At 61.4% G+C, this 16,171-nt stretch carries 10 protein-coding genes and 2 pseudogenes; 1 reads left to right on the plus strand and 11 read right to left on the minus strand.

Features of this window, described 5'->3' with window-relative positions; all coding sequences use genetic code 11:
- The first annotated feature begins 35 nt into the window (after window positions 1-35).
- On the plus strand, window positions 36-1,262 hold the full coding sequence (locus C9383_RS16960; protein WP_240202475.1) for an MFS transporter: 1,227 nt from the start codon (window positions 36-38) through the stop codon (window positions 1,260-1,262).
- 115 nt (window positions 1,263-1,377) lie between these two features.
- On the opposite strand, the gene hemE is transcribed toward C9383_RS16960, so the two are convergent.
- The 11 genes and pseudogenes from hemE to pilM form a co-directional block, all read right to left on the minus strand.
- Window positions 1,378-2,445, minus strand: coding sequence for a uroporphyrinogen decarboxylase (gene hemE / locus C9383_RS16965; protein ID WP_060755197.1), 1,068 nt, complete (start codon window positions 2,443-2,445; stop codon window positions 1,378-1,380).
- A 214-nt stretch (window positions 2,446-2,659) separates the two neighbouring features.
- Window positions 2,660-2,773 (minus strand): annotated as a pseudogene (locus tag C9383_RS28200) (hypothetical protein); the annotation flags it as partial.
- Between the two features lie 113 nt (window positions 2,774-2,886).
- Window positions 2,887-4,305, minus strand: a complete 1,419-nt coding sequence (locus tag C9383_RS16970; protein ID WP_060755199.1) for an FAD-dependent oxidoreductase — start codon at window positions 4,303-4,305, stop codon at window positions 2,887-2,889.
- A gap of 32 nt (window positions 4,306-4,337) precedes the next feature.
- On the minus strand, window positions 4,338-8,783 hold the full coding sequence (gltB, locus tag C9383_RS16975; protein ID WP_060755200.1) for a glutamate synthase large subunit: 4,446 nt from the start codon (window positions 8,781-8,783) through the stop codon (window positions 4,338-4,340).
- Window positions 8,784-9,138: 355 nt separating this feature from the next.
- Complete coding sequence (locus C9383_RS16985) at window positions 9,139-10,710, minus strand: SPOR domain-containing protein (protein ID WP_090367268.1); 1,572 nt, start codon at window positions 10,708-10,710, stop codon at window positions 9,139-9,141.
- A gap of 10 nt (window positions 10,711-10,720) precedes the next feature.
- Window positions 10,721-11,821, minus strand: a complete 1,101-nt coding sequence (gene aroB, locus C9383_RS16990) for a 3-dehydroquinate synthase (protein WP_060755203.1) — start codon at window positions 11,819-11,821, stop codon at window positions 10,721-10,723.
- A 125-nt stretch (window positions 11,822-11,946) separates the two neighbouring features.
- Window positions 11,947-12,465: a shikimate kinase AroK gene (gene aroK, locus C9383_RS16995; protein WP_003187914.1), complete on the minus strand. Its 519-nt coding sequence runs from the start codon at window positions 12,463-12,465 to the stop codon at window positions 11,947-11,949.
- Between the two features lie 4 nt (window positions 12,466-12,469).
- Window positions 12,470-13,726 (minus strand): annotated as a pseudogene (locus tag C9383_RS17000) (type IV pilus secretin PilQ); the annotation flags it as partial.
- Between the two features lie 138 nt (window positions 13,727-13,864).
- The gene (locus C9383_RS17005) at window positions 13,865-14,827 is read right to left on the minus strand and encodes a pilus assembly protein PilP (RefSeq protein ID WP_090367272.1); all 963 of its coding nucleotides are present in this window, start codon (window positions 14,825-14,827) and stop codon (window positions 13,865-13,867) included.
- Window positions 14,824-15,375, minus strand: a complete 552-nt coding sequence (locus tag C9383_RS17010; RefSeq protein ID WP_090367273.1) for a PilN domain-containing protein — start codon at window positions 15,373-15,375, stop codon at window positions 14,824-14,826. Before C9383_RS17010 ends, C9383_RS17005 begins: the two co-directional genes overlap by 4 nt.
- On the minus strand, window positions 15,372-16,028 hold the full coding sequence (pilM, locus tag C9383_RS17015) for a type IV pilus assembly protein PilM (RefSeq protein WP_090372261.1): 657 nt from the start codon (window positions 16,026-16,028) through the stop codon (window positions 15,372-15,374). Before pilM ends, C9383_RS17010 begins: the two co-directional genes overlap by 4 nt.
- Window positions 16,029-16,171: the final 143 nt, after the last annotated feature.

Here is a 16,171-nt window from a genome sequence, read left to right on the forward strand (position 1 = left end):
TCGCGCCATTCGCTCAAGAACGCCCACCCACCGCCCTGGATGAGGTGGTCGCCCAGCTCAACGACGAGTACATCGAAAAAGGCACGCCGATGTTCATGCGCACCGTGCTGGCGCTGTTCTCCGGTGGTTTCGCGACCTTTGCCCTGCTGTATTGCGTGCAGCCGATGATGCCGGCGTTGTCCCATGAGTTTTCCATCAATGCGGCGCAAAGCAGCCTGATTCTGTCGGTGTCCACGGCGATGCTGGCATTCGGCTTGCTGATCACCGGGCCGATCTCCGATAGGCTGGGGCGCAAGCCCGTGATGGTTTCAGCGCTGTTCTGCGCCGCACTGGCAACCATCGCCAGCGGCTTGATGCCGACGTGGGAAGGCATCCTCCTGATGCGTGCGCTGGTGGGGTTGTCATTGAGCGGCCTGGCGGCGGTGGCGATGACCTACCTGAGCGAAGAGATCCATCCGCAGCACATTGGCCTAGCCATGGGCCTGTACATCGGCGGCAACGCGATTGGCGGCATGAGCGGCCGCCTGATCATCGGCGTCCTGATTGACTTCGTCAGTTGGCATACAGCGATGCTGATCATTGGCGCCCTGGCGCTGATGGCGGCCACGGTGTTCTGGAAAATCCTTCCCGAGTCGCGCAACTTCCGCGCCACCAGCCTCAAGCCCCGCAGCCTGCTGGATGGTTTTGTCATGCACTTCAAGGACGCGGGCTTGCCGTGGTTGTTTCTCGAAGCCTTCCTGCTGATGGGCGCATTCGTGACGATGTTCAACTACATAGGCTATCGCTTGCTCGACGACCCGTATGACTTGAGCCAGGCCGTGGTCGGCCTGCTGTCGCTGGTGTACCTCTCGGGCATCTACAGCTCGGCCAAAATCGGCTCCCTGGCCGACCGCCTCGGCCGCCGCCGCGTGTTATGGGGCACTATCGTATTGATGCTCGCCGGCATGCTCCTGACGCTCTTCACCCCGCTGTGGCTGGTGGTGCCCGGCATGCTGGTCTTCACCTTCGGCTTCTTCGGCGCCCACTCGGTGGCCAGCAGCTGGATCGGTCGCCGTGCGGTAAAAGCCAAGGGGCAGGCGTCTTCGCTGTACTTGTTCTGCTATTACGTGGGATCGAGTGTTGCGGGGACTGCGGGAGGGTTCTTCTGGCACTTTGCGGGCTGGAATGGGATTGGCGGGTTTATTGTGGCGCTGCTGATCGGTGCGTTGCTGGTGGCGTTGAAGCTGGCGAAATTGCCGCCGCTGGGGAATGTGAAGGTCTGACACGATAAGGTGGAAAGTGGGAGGGGGCTTGCTCCCGATAGCGGTGTGTCAGTTTCAGTATTTGTAACTGAACCACCGCTATCGGGAGCAAGCCCCCTCCCACATTTTTTGCATGTTACTCGTGGTACTGCGCCGACAACTCGTGCACCGCACGCAGGAACGCGCCGGCATGCTCCGGGTTCACTTCCGGCGTGATGCCGTGGCCGAGGTTGAACACGTGGCCGGTGCCCTTGCCATAGCTGGCCAGGATGCGCCCGACTTCGGTGCGGATCGCTTCCGGCTTGGCGTAGAGCACGGTCGGGTCCATGTTGCCTTGCAGCGCAACGCGGTTGCCCACGCGCTGCCGGGCTTCGCCCAGGTCGCAGGTCCAGTCCAGGCCCAACGCATCGGCGCCTGCATCGGCGATGCTTTCCAGCCACAGGCCGCCGTTCTTGGTGAACAGGATGACCGGCACCTTGCGACCCTCATGCTCACGGATCAGGCCGCTGACGATCTTGCGCATGTAGGCCAGGGAGAACTCCTGGTACGCCGCCGCAGACAGGTTGCCGCCCCAGGTGTCGAAGATCTGCACCGCTTGCGCACCGGCCATGATCTGGCCGTTGAGGTAGGAGGTGACCGACTGCGCCAGCTTGTCCAGCAGCAGGTGCATGGCCTGCGGGTTGTCGTAGAGCATGGCCTTGGTCTTGCGGAAGTCTTTCGACGAGCCACCTTCGACCATGTAGGTAGCCAGGGTCCACGGGCTGCCGGAGAAGCCGATCAGCGGCACGCGGCCATTGAGCTCGCGGCGGATGGTGCTGACGGCGTCCATCACATAACCGAGGTCTTTGTGCGGATCAGGAATCGGCAGGGCTTCGATGTCGGCCAGGGTGCTGACGACTTTCTTGAAACGCGGACCTTCACCGGTCTCGAAGTACAGGCCTTGGCCCATGGCGTCGGGGATGGTGAGGATATCGGAGAAGAGGATGGCCGCGTCCAGTTCCGGGTAGCGGTCCAGCGGCTGCATCGTGACCTCGCAGGCGAACGCGGGGTTCATGCACAGGCTCATGAAGTCGCCGGCATTGGCGCGACTGGCGCGGTATTCCGGCAGGTAGCGACCGGCTTGACGCATCATCCAGACAGGCGTGACGTCTACGGGTTGCTTGAGCAGGGCACGAAGGAAACGGTCGTTCTTGAGGGCAGTCATGTCGGCATCCGCAAAAAAAGTGCGGGCATTTTCTCAGAGCGCAACGCAAAAGGCACGGAATGCGCCGTGCCTTTTATCTATCGGGTCAATTTGTCGCGGATATGATCGTTCCCACGCTCCGCGTGGGAATGCATCCTGTGACGCTCCGCGTCACGCTTCAAGCAGACGCGGAGCGTCTTGGGCGGCATTCCCACGCAGAGCGTGGGAACGATCATTAGACCTGCAGGTAGTCCAGGATCCCTTCGGCGGCGTTGCGGCCTTCGAAGATCGCGGTGACCACCAGGTCGGAGCCCCGCACCATATCGCCGCCGGCAAAGATTTTCGGGTTTCGATCGTTCCCACGCTCCGCGTGGGAATGCATCCTGTGACGCTCCGCGTCACGCTTCAAGCAGACGCGGAGCGTCCTGGGCGGCATTCCCACGCAGAGCGTGGGAACGATCATTAGACCTGCAGGTAGTCCAGGATCCCTTCGGCGGCGTTGCGGCCTTCGAAGATCGCGGTGACCACCAGGTCAGACCCACGCACCATGTCGCCGCCGGCAAAGATTTTCGGGTTGCTGGTCTGGTGCTTGTACTGGCCCTGCTCCGGGGCTACGACGCGGCCCTGGCTGTCGGTCTGGATCTGGAACTGCTCGAACCACGGCGCCGGGCTTGGACGGAAACCGAAGGCGATGACCACGGCGTCGGCCGGGATGATCTCTTCGGAACCCGGGATCGGCTCGGGACTGCGACGGCCACGGGCGTCCGGTTCGCCAAGACGCGTCTCGACCACCTTCACGCCTTCGACGCGATCTTCACCGACAATCGCAATCGGCTGGCGGTTGTAGAGGAACTTCACGCCTTCTTCCTTGGCGTTCTTCACCTCTTTGCGCGAGCCCGGCATGTTGGCTTCGTCACGGCGATAGGCACAGGTCACCGACTTGGCGCCCTGGCGGATCGACGTACGGTTGCAGTCCATCGCAGTGTCGCCACCGCCCAGCACTACGACCTTCTTGCCTTTCATGTCGACGAAATCTTCCGGCGACTTTTCAAAGCCCAGGTTGCGGTTGACGTTGGCGATCAGGAAGTCCAGAGCGTCGTAAACGCCTGGCAGGTCCTCACCGGCAAAGCCGCCCTTCATGTAGGTGTAGGTGCCCATGCCCATGAACACGGCATCGTATTCTTCGAGCAGTTGCTCCATGGTCACGTCTTTGCCGACTTCGGTATTGAGACGGAACTCAATGCCCATGCCGGTGAACACTTCGCGACGGTTGCTCAGTACGGTTTTTTCCAGCTTGAACTCGGGAATGCCGAAGGTCAGCAGGCCGCCGATTTCCGGGTTCTTGTCGAACACCACCGGGGTCACGCCGCCACGCACCAGCACGTCGGCGCAGCCCAGGCCAGCAGGGCCGGCACCGATGATGGCGACGCGCTTGCCGGTCGGTTTGACCTTGGACATATCCGGACGCCAGCCCATGGCGAACGCGGTATCGGTGATGTACTTCTCCACCGAACCGATGGTCACTGCGCCGAAGCCATCGTTAAGGGTGCACGCGCCCTCGCACAGACGGTCTTGCGGGCACACCCGGCCACACACTTCCGGCAGGGTGTTGGTCTGGTGCGACAGCTCGGCGGCGGCGAGGATGTTGCCCTCGGCCACCAACTTGAGCCAGTTGGGAATGAAGTTGTGCACCGGGCACTTCCATTCGCAATACGGGTTACCGCAACCCAGGCAGCGATGGGCCTGGTCGGCCGAGTGCTGGGGTTTGAAGGGTTCGTAGATTTCCACGAACTCTTTCTTGCGTTGACGCAACAGTTTCTTCTTCGGATCTTTGCGCCCGACATCGATGAACTGGAAGTCGTTATTCAGACGTTCAGCCATGTTAAAACCTCATCAAACTCTTCAGGCGCATATCACTGCGGGTTGGCACGGATGCTGGAAAGCAACGATTTCAGGTTGGCAGCCTTGGGCTTGACCAGCCAGAAACGACGCAGGTAGTCATCGAGGTTCTCGGCGAGGTTACGACCCCATTCGCTGCCGGTTTCCTCAACGTACTCGTCCAGCACGTGTTGCAAGTGGTTCCGGTAGGACTCCATGGCTTCGCCGCTGATCCGCTGGATCTCGACCAACTCGTGGTTGACCTTGTCGACGAAGGTGTTGTCCTGGTCGAGCACGTAGGCGAAGCCGCCGGTCATGCCCGAACCGAAGTTGTAACCGGTCTTGCCCAATACCGCGACGAAGCCCCCGGTCATGTACTCGCAGCAGTGATCGCCAGTGCCTTCCACCACGGTGTGGGCACCCGAGTTACGCACGGCAAAACGCTCGCCGGCGGTACCGGCGGCAAACAGCTTGCCACCCGTGGCACCGTACAAGCAGGTGTTGCCGACAATGGCACTGTCCTGGGTCTTGTAGACGCTGCCTTTGGGCGGAACGATCACCAGCTTGCCGCCGGTCATGCCCTTGCCCACGTAGTCGTTGGCGTCGCCTTCCAGGTACATATGCAGGCCGCCGGCGTTCCACACGCCAAAGCTCTGGCCTGCCGTGCCCTTGAAGCGGAAGGTGATCGGCGCTTTCGCCATGCCCTGGTTGCCGTGCTTGCGCGCGATTTCGCCGGAGATGCGTGCGCCGATGGAGCGGTCGCAGTTGCAGATATCCAACGCGAACTCACCACCGCTGGCGTCATTGATCGACGAAGCGGCCAGTTCGACCATCTTCTCGGCCAGCAGGCCCTTGTCGAACGGCGGGTTGCGGTCCACACCGCAGAACTGCGGCTTGTCGGCCGGGATGTGATCGCTGCCCAACAGCGGCGTCAGGTCCAGGTGATGCTGCTTGGCGGTCTGGCCTTCGAGGATTTCCAGCAGGTCGGTACGCCCGATCAGCTCCTCCAGCGAACGCACGCCCAGCTTGGCCAGCCACTCACGGGTCTCTTCGGCCACATAGGTGAAGAAATTCACCACCATGTCGACGGTGCCGATGTAGTGATCCTTGCGCAGCTTCTCGTTCTGCGTCGCCACGCCGGTGGCGCAGTTGTTCAGGTGGCAGATGCGCAGGTATTTGCAGCCAAGGGCAATCATCGGCGCGGTACCGAAGCCGAAGCTTTCGGCGCCGAGGATCGCCGCCTTGATCACGTCAAGGCCGGTCTTCAGGCCACCGTCGGTCTGTACCCGCACCTTGCCGCGCAGGTCGTTGCCGCGCAGGGTCTGGTGGGTTTCAGCCAGGCCGAGTTCCCACGGAGCGCCCGCATACTTGATGGAAGTCAACGGCGAAGCACCGGTACCGCCGTCGTAGCCGGAGATGGTGATCAGGTCGGCATAGGCCTTGGCCACACCGGCGGCGATGGTGCCCACGCCGGCTTCTGCCACCAGTTTCACCGAGACCAGGGCCTGCGGGTTGACTTGTTTCAGGTCGAAAATCAGCTGCGACAAGTCTTCGATTGAATAAATGTCGTGGTGCGGCGGAGGCGAAATCAGCGTGACGCCCGGCACCGCATAACGCAGCTTGGCAATCAGACCGTTGACCTTGCCGCCCGGCAGCTGGCCGCCCTCACCGGGCTTGGCGCCCTGGGCTACCTTGATCTGCAGCACTTCGGCGTTGACCAGGTATTCCGGGGTTACGCCGAAACGGCCGGTCGCCACCTGCTTGATTTTCGAGCTCTTGATCGTGCCGTAGCGCGCCGGGTCTTCACCGCCTTCGCCGGAGTTGGAACGCGCACCCAGGCGGTTCATGGCTTCGGCCAGGGCTTCGTGAGCCTCAGGCGACAAGGCGCCCAGGGAAATACCGGCGGAGTCGAAGCGCTTGAGGATCGATTCCAGTGGCTCGACTTCGTTGATGTCCATCGCCGTGTCCAGGGTTTTCACCTTGAACAGGTCGCGGATCATCGACACCGGGCGGTTGTCCACCAGCGCGGTGTATTCCTTGAACTTGGCGTAGTCGCCCTGCTGCACGGCGGCTTGCAGGGTGTTGACCACGTCCGGGTTGTAGGCGTGGTATTCGCCACCGTGCACGAACTTGAGCAGGCCGCCTTGCTGGATCGGCTTGCGCGCACTCCAGGCTTCGGTGGCCAGGGCTTTCTGTTCAGCCTCGATGTCGACGAAGCGCGCGCCCTTGATACGACTTGGCACGCCACGGAAGCTCAGTTCGCAGACTTCTTCGGACAAACCGATGGCTTCGAACAATTGAGCGCCGCGGTACGAGGTGACGGTGGAGATGCCCATCTTCGACAGGATCTTCAGCAGGCCCTTGGTGATGCCCTTACGGTAATTCTTGAACACCTCATAGAGGTCGCCCAGTACTTCACCGGTGCGGATCAGGTCGCCCAGCACTTCGTAGGCCAGGAACGGATAAACCGCCGAGGCGCCGAAACCGATCAGCACCGCGAAGTGATGCGGGTCGCGGGCGGTGGCGGTTTCCACGAGGATGTTGGAGTCGCAGCGCAGGCCTTTTTCGGTCAGGCGGTGGTGTACCGCACCGGTAGCCAGCGAAGCGTGGATCGGCAGTTTGCCCGGCGCAATGTGGCGGTCGGTCAGTACGATCTGGGTGCGACCGGCGCGCACAGCCTCTTCGGCCTGGTCGGCAACGTTGCGCACGGCGGCTTCAAGGCCGAGGCTCTCGTCGTAGTTCAGGTCGATGATCTGGCGGTCGAAACCCGGACGGTCCAGGGTCATCAACGAGCGCCACTTGGCCGGGGACACCACTGGCGAACTGAGGATGACGCGGGAGGCGTGCTCCGGCGATTCCTGGAAGATATTGCGCTCGGCCCCGAGGCACACTTCCAGGGACATCACGATGGCTTCGCGCAGCGGGTCGATCGGTGGGTTGGTCACCTGGGCGAACTGCTGGCGGAAATAGTCGTACGGCGTGCGCACACGCTGCGACAGCACGGCCATCGGCGTGTCGTCGCCCATGGAGCCAACGGCCTCGTAGCCTTGCTCACCGAGCGGGCGCAGCACCTGGTCGCGCTCTTCGAACGTGACCTGGTACATCTTCATGTACTGCTTGAGCTGGTCGATGTCGTAGAAAGCCGAACCGTGGTCGTTGTCTTCCATGGTCGCCTGGATGCGCAGGGCGTTCTTGCGCAGCCATTGCTTGTACGGGTGACGAGACTTCAAGCGGTTATCGATGGCGTCGGTGTCGAGGATCTGCCCGGTTTCGGTGTCCACGGCCAGGATCTGGCCAGGACCTACGCGGCCCTTGGCGATAACGTCTTCCGGCTTGTAGTCCCACACGCCGATCTCCGACGCCAGGGTGATGAAACCGTTGGTGGTGGTGACCCAGCGCGCCGGGCGCAGACCGTTACGGTCGAGCAGGCACACCGCGTAGCGACCGTCGGTCATGACCACGCCGGCCGGGCCGTCCCACGGCTCCATGTGCATCGAGTTGTACTCGTAGAACGCACGCAGGTCCGGGTCCATGGTCTCGACGTTCTGCCACGCAGGCGGAATGATCATGCGCACGCCACGGAACAGATCGATGCCGCCGGTGACCATCAGTTCGAGCATGTTGTCCATGCTCGAGGAGTCGGAGCCCACGCGGTTGACCAGCGGGCCGAGCTCTTCCAGGTCCATCAGATCGTTGGCGAACTTGGTGCGACGGGCCACGGCCCAGTTGCGGTTGCCGGTGATGGTGTTGATCTCGCCGTTGTGGGCGAGGAAGCGGAATGGCTGGGCCAGTGGCCATTTCGGCAGGGTGTTGGTAGAGAAGCGCTGGTGGAACACGCAGATAGCGGTTTGCAGGCGCTCATCACTCAGGTCCGGATAGAAGGCGGTCAAGTCCGCCGGCATCATCAGGCCTTTATAAATGATGGTCTTGTGGGAAAAGCTGCAGATGTAGTGATCGGTGTCGGCGGCGTTGGCCACCGACGAGCGACGACGCGAGGTAAACAGCTTGATCGCCATGTCCTGGTCGCTCAGGCCATCGCCTGCGATGAACACTTGTTCGATCTGTGGCAGGCGCTCCAGGGCCAGTCGGCCGAGTACGCTGGTGTCGATCGGCACCTTGCGCCAGCCGACGAGTTGCAGGCCGGCAGCCAGGATCTCGCGGTTCATGTTCTCGCGAGCGGCTTCGGCTTTGACCGGGTCCTGGTTGAAGAACACCATGCCCACGGCGTATTGCTTGGGCAGGTCGACTGCAAATTGCTCTTTGGCGACGGCGCGCAGGAACTGGTCGGGCTTTTGAATCAGCAGGCCGCAACCGTCACCGGTTTTACCGTCGGCGTTGATCCCACCGCGGTGGGTCATGCAGGTCAGGGCCTCGATGGCCGTTTGCAGAAGGGTATGACTGGGCTCGCCCTGCATATGGGCTATCAGGCCGAAACCGCAGTTATCCTTGAATTCATCGGGTTGGTACAGACCTGCTTTCATAGACACTTTCTCACCAGGCTGCCTCTTATATCGAGGCAAATTTCTTTTCAATTCAACCGGTTACCTTCCACGTCGAACGTACGCCGACTTAGCGGGGGCAAAAGGGAGGTCATTGTACACACCGACACAGACGCTCACAAATTTAGCGACGAAATGTCGCAAATCTATGTCGCATTTATGAAAGGTTTAAAGCGATATGCTGTGCTAGTCAAAACTTTTTTAATTCTGACCGCTACGACTCAAAAGCTACTGTGACGCAGACACCACAAAGCGCGCGGTCCCGGGAGGAACTGCACGCACTTGCGGTTATTTTTTGAGGTGCCGGGAGGGCGGCCTGGGTAAGGCCACCGGATCTTCAGCGAGTTGCCGCCAGTTCCTGTTGGACGCTGGCAACAGTGCGAGGCCAAGGTTTACCAGCCTGAACCTTCGCTGGCAAGGCTTTGATAGCAGAATCAGCTGCGGCGCGGCTTGGGAAGCTGCCGTAGGTGATCACATAGAGAGGCTTGCCGTTGAGCACTTTCTTGAAATAACGGTACTCGCCGCCCTGCTCCTTCACGAACGCCTGGGCGTTGGCTTCGGAACTGGTGCCCAGAATCTGTACCACGAAGTGGCCAGCAGGCTGGCTGGTGTACCAACTGCTGCCGGCTGCGGCCGGGGCTGCCTTGGCAACGGTGGCGGCAGGCTTCTCGACCGGCTTGGCCACTGGCGCAGGCTTGGCAGCCGGAGCGGGTGCTACAGGCTTGGCCACGGGGGCTGGTTTGGCCGTGGCCACGGTCGGAGCCGGGGTCGGTGTCGGCTTGGCAACCGCAGCCGGCTGGCCCGCTGGCACGCCCGCCGGCGGTGCAGTGGTGGTCACGGTCGGAGGTGTGGCGCTGGAACCTTCCACCGGCACGCCGTCGTCGCCTTCGGAGATACCACCGGCCTCTTCGGCAAGTGGCCCGCGCATCACTGGCTGGCCAACCATCGGCAGATTGGTCGGTTGGCCAGAGTTGGCGAACTCGACGTTTGGCGTGGGCTTGCCCAGTGGCAGTTGCGCCTGCTCAGTTGGCGCGCCGGCAGTGGCGGGGGCCTTGCTACGGCCTGGAATCAACCAGGCGGCGGCTACGGCGACCACCACAACGGCGGAAATAGCCAATACGTGCTTCTTAGGCATAGTGAACCCCATCTTTGGACGCTTAACCGCAGAGCGGCTGGCAATCATGGCTTCGATCATGGCATCCCGGGCGACCTGGTTGATGGTGCCTGGCCAGCCGTCGGAGCTTTCGTGAATATCAGAGATCTGTTGAGCGGAGAAAAGTTCGATACCGGCCCCGGCGCCTTCGAGACGTTGAGCCAGGTATTCGCGGGTTTCCTCTTCCTCGTAGGGCTGCAATTCGATGACGTGGAACAGTTCCTGATCGCCACTGATCTGCTCCAGATCGGCGATCAACGACGACTCACCAAACAGGAACACATGGGGACGACCTTCGGGTGTCCCCGCGGCCAGCGCCAGCAGCGCTTCCAGGGCGGACTCGTCGAGCTGCTCGGCGTCATCCACCAACAGGTAGACTTCCTGACCGGTCAGGCCCAGTTGCACCACCTGCTTGAGGATCGCGTTCGGCTCGGCGGTAGGCACGTCCAGCGCCTGGGCCACCTGGCGCAGCACGCCCGCCGCATCACCGGCTCCACGGGCCGACACCACCACGCTCTGCACCGTCTGCTTGTTGGTGCTGGCTACCAGCGCCTGGCGCAGCAAGGTCTTGCCGCTGCCCAACGGGCCCGTCACTACCAGCAACAGCTGGCTGTAGCGCGCCAGGTGATGCAACTGACCAAGCACCGGCTTGCGCTGCGCCGGGAAGAATTTGAAACCAGGCACCCGCGGAGCAAAAGGGTCATGGCTTAGATGGTAATGGCCGAGGAACGCCTCGTCGGCATGCAAACTAGTCATCGGGATCTTATTAACCTTTCAGCTGGGCCAGGGCGCGGTAATCCGCTCCCAGCGTGGCCTGTAAAATCTCTTTCGGATAATCGTCGGTCACCACCGCTTCGCCCATGTGGCGCAGCAATACCAGTCGCAGTCGACCGTCGATCACTTTCTTGTCTATCGCCATATGTTCGAGGAAGTCCGCCTCGGTCATCTCCTCAGGCGGGATGACCGGCAAACCCGCACGCTGGAACAGGCGGATGCCACGATCACGCTCCTGGGCACTGATCCAGCCCAGGCGTTGCGACATTTCCAACGCCATCACTGTGCCAGCCGCTACGGCTTCCCCATGCAACCACACACCATAGCCCATGTGTGTCTCGATCGCATGGCCGAAGGTGTGGCCCAGGTTCAACGTGGCACGTACACCGGACTCGCGCTCATCGGCATTGACCACCAGCGCCTTGGCGGCGCAGGAGCGGGATATCGCTTCGGTCAATGCCACCTGGTCAAGATTGCGCAAGGCATCGACGTGTTCTTCCAGCCAGGTGAGGAACGGTTCATCGCAGATCAGCCCGTATTTGATGACCTCCGCCAGGCCGGCCGACAGCTCTCGCGGCGGCAAGGTGTTCAGCGTCGCCGTGTCGATCAGCACGGCATTCGGCTGGTAGAACGCGCCGACCATGTTCTTGCCCAGCGGATGATTGATGCCGGTCTTGCCACCTACCGACGAATCGACCTGGGACAGCAAGGTGGTCGGCACCTGGATAAAATCCACGCCACGCTGGTAGCAGGCAGCTGCAAAGCCGGCCATGTCGCCGATGACGCCGCCACCCAGGGCGATAACAGTGGTGCGCCGATCATGGCGTGCAGTGAGCAGGCCATCGAAGATCAACTGCAGGGTTTCCCAGTTCTTGTGGGCTTCGCCGTCAGGCAAAATCACGGAGATCACCGAGTACGCCGCCAGGCTGCGGCTCAGACGCTCAAGATACAACGGCGCGACCGTTTCATTGGAGATGATCGCCACTTGCCGCCCGGCAATATGCGGTGCGAGCAACTCCGGCTGGTCCAACAGACCTTCGCCAATATGGATCGGGTAGCTGCGCTCGCCTAGATCGACCTTAAGTGTCTGCATGTGTCCCCGCGTTGAAGATGTATTGACGTCCGCTGATGTCAAGATCCGACGTCGACTGATGGCTCTACGCCACACCTTGGAAGGGAATGACGCGCCGCCGAGAATAGCGCATTTCGGGCCTGGCTTTAACGGGGTGGCAGCCGTTGCAAGCGCTCAAGAATGTCGAGCACCACCATCCGGGGCGGCCGTTCATCGGTTTCCACCACCAGATCGGCGATTTCCCGATACAGCGGATCGCGCAACGCCAGCAAATCCCGCAGGGTCTTTGCCGGGTCGGCTGTGCGCAGCAACGGGCGATTGCGGTCGCGAGCGGTGCGGCCTACTTGCTGCTCCACCGAGGCATGCAGGTAGACCACCCGGCCACCGGCATGCAGCGCACGGCGGTTTTCATCGCGCATCACGGCGCCACCACCGGTGGCCAATACTACGCCGTCGCAGCCGCACAGTTCGGCAATCATCGCCTGCTCGCGGTCGCGAAAGCCCAGCTCGCCTTCCTTATCGAAGATCCATGGGATATTGGCACCCGTGCGCAATTCAATTTCCTTGTCGGAATCTTTGAATGGCAGGCGCAGCTCTTTGGCCAGCAAACGGCCGATGGTGCTTTTTCCAGCCCCCATCGGTCCTACAAGAATCAAATTTCGCACAGAATCAACGACTCACAGCAATCGCCTGGTTATTCATAATACGCGGAGTCAGGAATACCAGCAGCTCGGATTTTTTCTCCGCCAGCACATCGCGCCGGAAAAGGCGGCCAAGATACGGCACATCGCCCAAAAATGGCACTTTATCTACCACTTTGCTTTGGGTATTGGAGAAAACCCCGCCAATCACGATGGTCTCGCCATCCTTGACCAACACCTTGGCATTGACCTCGTTTTTCTTGATAGGCGGCACATCGTTGAGTTTGTTCAGATAGTCCGGCTCATCCTTGGTGACCTTGACCTCCATGATGACCCGGTCATCCGGAGTGATTTGCGGGGTCACTTCCAGGGACAACGAAGCCTCCTTGAACGACACCGAGGTGGCGCCGCTGGAGCTGGATTCCTGATAGGGAATCTCGGTGCCTTTGAGGATGCGCGCAGTTTCCTTGTCGGCGGTCACCACTTTGGGCTGAGAGACGATTTCACCGTTGCCGGTTTTCTCCATGGCCGTCAGCTCAAGATCCAGCAACAGGTTGTCGGTGATGTAAGCGATACCCAAGCCTGACGTCCCCGTCAGCGAGCCCAGGTCGACAAAGGGCGACGTGGGTGGCTCTTGCGGCGGCTCGGTACCTTCAGGCAGCGGTTTGCGAATACCGCCGGCGCCCCAGTTCCCCCGGCTGAGCCCACCGCCCCAACGCGCGCCCAGGCTTTTGTCATAATCGACATTGGCCTCGACGATCCGCGCCTCGATCATGACCTGCCGCACCGGAACATCGAGTTGCGCCACAATGCGCCGCAACTCCTCCAGCCGCTCCCCGGTCTGGTAGGCAATGATGTTGTTGGTGCGGTCATCCACCGCAACCGAACCACGCTCATCGGTAGTGCCTTCGAGCCCGTTGACGGATTGGAACAGCTTGGCCAGGTCTGCCGCCTTGGCGTAGTTGACCTGCAACAACTCTCGACGCAACGGTGCCAGTTCAGCCATCTGCCTGCGCGACTCCAGCGTCAGCAGCTCGCGAGCAGCCAACTCATCGGCAGGAGCGACCAGCAATACGCCGGCCTTCAGCCGTTTATCCAAGCCTTTGCTGTGCAATACCAGGTCGAGTGCCTGATCCCAGGGCACGTCCTTGAGCCGCAAGGTGATCGAGCCTTGCACTTCGTCGCTGGCCACAAGATTGAGGCCGGCAATGTCGGCAATTTGTTGCAGCACTGCGCGCAGTTCGATGTTCTGGAAATTGAGGTTCAGTTTTTCGCCGGAATACGCATCCGAAGCGATCTCCCCGGGAGGGGGCAGCTGGATCAAGTCCAGGCGATTGGGCACAGCAGCAGCCATCGGTGTCGTGAACGCTATCCATAGCGCCACACCGAAGGACAAGAAAGTCCTTTTCATTGATTGATTCCGTTATGAGTTGACGTTCAGCTTCAAGGTTTTTGGACGCTCCAGCCATGCGCCGTGTCCATCGGGAAATAGCTCGACAAGTTCGATGTGCCCCTCATGAATAGCCCTGACCCGGCCATGGTTCTGCCCCAGGTAGTCGCCCACCGCCAGTCGATAGACCTCTGACGCGGCCCGTAGCAAGGCAAAGACCTGTCCGCCACGGGACAGCGTGCCGACCATTTCGAACTGATCGGTGGCCAACCCTTCCAGCTTCCCCCTGCTACGAGCGGGATCCGGCGCGAGCGCCGGCTGACCGGAGATCCAATCGTTCTGCGAGGCGGGAGGCAGGAACGGATCGCGCCGGGCTGATGAGTCGTAGGCAAGGCGCGCCTCAGAATCGAGCGACAGCTTGCCGAGCGATTCGCCGCGATAGGCTCTGGCCAGCAGCTCGAGATGCAGCAAGGCGCCATCCGGGCGAAGCGCTACATCATGCACAGTCACGATCCTCGACAGCCCACCCAAGGCCGCCACGAACATCGCCAGGTCGTGGTAAGCCCCACTGGCGCCGATCTGCACGGGTTGTTCAATGAGAAACGCGCGCGGTTGCTCATCCAGGACCGTGATGCCCTCCACCACCAAGCCATTACTCGCCGCCAGGCGAGTGATGTCTTCAAGCAAGCCAGGCACCTCGGGCTGGCCGGGAATCGCCCCCAGTACCGCCGCTGCCTTGTGCTCCATCGCGCTGAATTGTTGGGCACGTACCTCCAGGCCCGCAGCCAGGTCCGCCCGTTGCGCCAGCTGTTGTTGCAGCGCCGTTTCCCGCGTTTCAAGTACGCGCAATCGCTCCCGCGAGGGGCTCAGGAGCCAGGCGTCTCCCACCACCAGCAGCAGGCCAGCCAATGCGCAGGCGAGCAGGGCTTTGCCAGGCCAGGGCCATGTTGCAACGTTGTGAGTGAGTGCGTAAAAGTCGAGCCTGGGCAGGCTCATGGTTGCGCCTCGGTGGTTTCCCCCTGACGCACCATCAATTGGAACTCATTGTCGCCGCTCCCGGCATCCGCACGTACCCGCTGGAGCCGCGTGGCATGAGTACCCTGGGAGGCTTCCAGGCGACGCATCAACTGGGCGATGTCTTCACTGGTTTCTGCGCTGCCGCTGACGCTGATGGTATCGCCGTTCGCCAGCACTTCATGCAGCCGGACGCCATCCGGCACTGCACGGGCCAACTGGTCAAACAGCTGGGCACTGGAAGATCGAGCGTCATGCAGATCCTGCACAACCTTCATGCGTTCCGCCAATTGCTGGCTTCGCTCCTGCAACTCGTCGATGGTCTTGATACGCGCGTCCTGAGCGGCGATTTCCCTGCCCAAATGTTGATTGCGCGTCACTTGCCGGTCTATCGCCCGGTCGATCACCTGATCGGCCAACCACACCGCAGCGAATGCCACACAGGCGAACGCCAACAGCAGCATCAGCAAATACTTGCGCCGCCGCTGTGCCAGCGCCTGGCGCCAAGGCAAAAGATTGATTCGTGTCATTCAGCGAAACTCCTCAGGGCCAATCCGCAAGCCACTCCCAGCGCCTGGGCATCCACGGCCCATTGTGCACCATCGACTCGATGACCCGGCATGAAGCTGGCGAAATCCTGACGGCTCGCACGCTCCAATGCAAATCCCTCGATATCCACCACCCGCGGCACAAGCCCGGCAAGGGCCAGGACCTCCTCGCGCGCCTTGACCTGTTCCTTGAGACAGGCCGCCAACAACACCTCGACCCTGTGCGGGTCTTGCGCCGAAGGGCCACGCACCTGAAAGTCGATAGCCACGTCGTCCAATGGGTAAGGAATGTATTGGTCGGCCTCCATCTGGATCATCCAGACCATCTCCTCATCACTGAGCCCCGCGTCCATTTCGATCACCCGCGTGATCACCGAAGGTCCAACCACGGCGACCGCAGCCTGGCGCACCGATGTCCGCAACCGCACCAGAGCCTGGCGCAGCGCCTGCCCTATACCCTCAAGGTCAAGCAATGTGCCGTCGACCACCGCATGCGCCGGCAGTGCCTGCGTGGCGTAGCCCTCGACGGTATAGCCGGCGCTTGAACGGCCCAGCTCGACCAGCTTGATGCCGCTGTCATGAATATCGACGCCGAGGACGGTGTCGACTTTTCGCCTGAAAAATCCCTTTTTCATAAAACTCCCCAAAACTTTGCCGGTCATACCGGCAGTCATACCCTCTGGTTACCGCCGGCGTTCATGCATTCGGTCGACTTGTTTGAGTGGCGCGAATGACGCCCCAAGCCGAAAATGCTTTAATGCCCAGCGTTTTTTCCCGC

The organism is Pseudomonas palleroniana (genome assembly GCF_003031675.1).
Taxonomy (GTDB): domain Bacteria; phylum Pseudomonadota; class Gammaproteobacteria; order Pseudomonadales; family Pseudomonadaceae; genus Aquipseudomonas; species Aquipseudomonas palleroniana.

Excerpts from the sequence above, each read along its gene's own strand:
- hemE (WP_060755197.1), bottom strand. The coding sequence starts at position 2,445 with ATGACTGCCCTCAAGAACGACCGTTTCCTTCGTGCCCTGCTCAAGCAA.
- C9383_RS16970 (WP_060755199.1), bottom strand. The coding sequence starts at position 4,305 with ATGGCTGAACGTCTGAATAACGACTTCCAGTTCATCGATGTCGGGCGC.
- gltB (WP_060755200.1), bottom strand. The coding sequence starts at position 8,783 with ATGAAAGCAGGTCTGTACCAACCCGATGAATTCAAGGATAACTGCGGT.
- C9383_RS16985 (WP_090367268.1), bottom strand. The coding sequence starts at position 10,710 with ATGACTAGTTTGCATGCCGACGAGGCGTTCCTCGGCCATTACCATCTA.
- aroB (WP_060755203.1), bottom strand. The coding sequence starts at position 11,821 with ATGCAGACACTTAAGGTCGATCTAGGCGAGCGCAGCTACCCGATCCAT.
- C9383_RS17005 (WP_090367272.1), bottom strand. The coding sequence starts at position 14,827 with ATGAGCCTGCCCAGGCTCGACTTTTACGCACTCACTCACAACGTTGCA.
- C9383_RS17010 (WP_090367273.1), bottom strand. The coding sequence starts at position 15,375 with ATGACACGAATCAATCTTTTGCCTTGGCGCCAGGCGCTGGCACAGCGG.
- pilM (WP_090372261.1), bottom strand. The coding sequence starts at position 16,028 with ATGAAAAAGGGATTTTTCAGGCGAAAAGTCGACACCGTCCTCGGCGTC.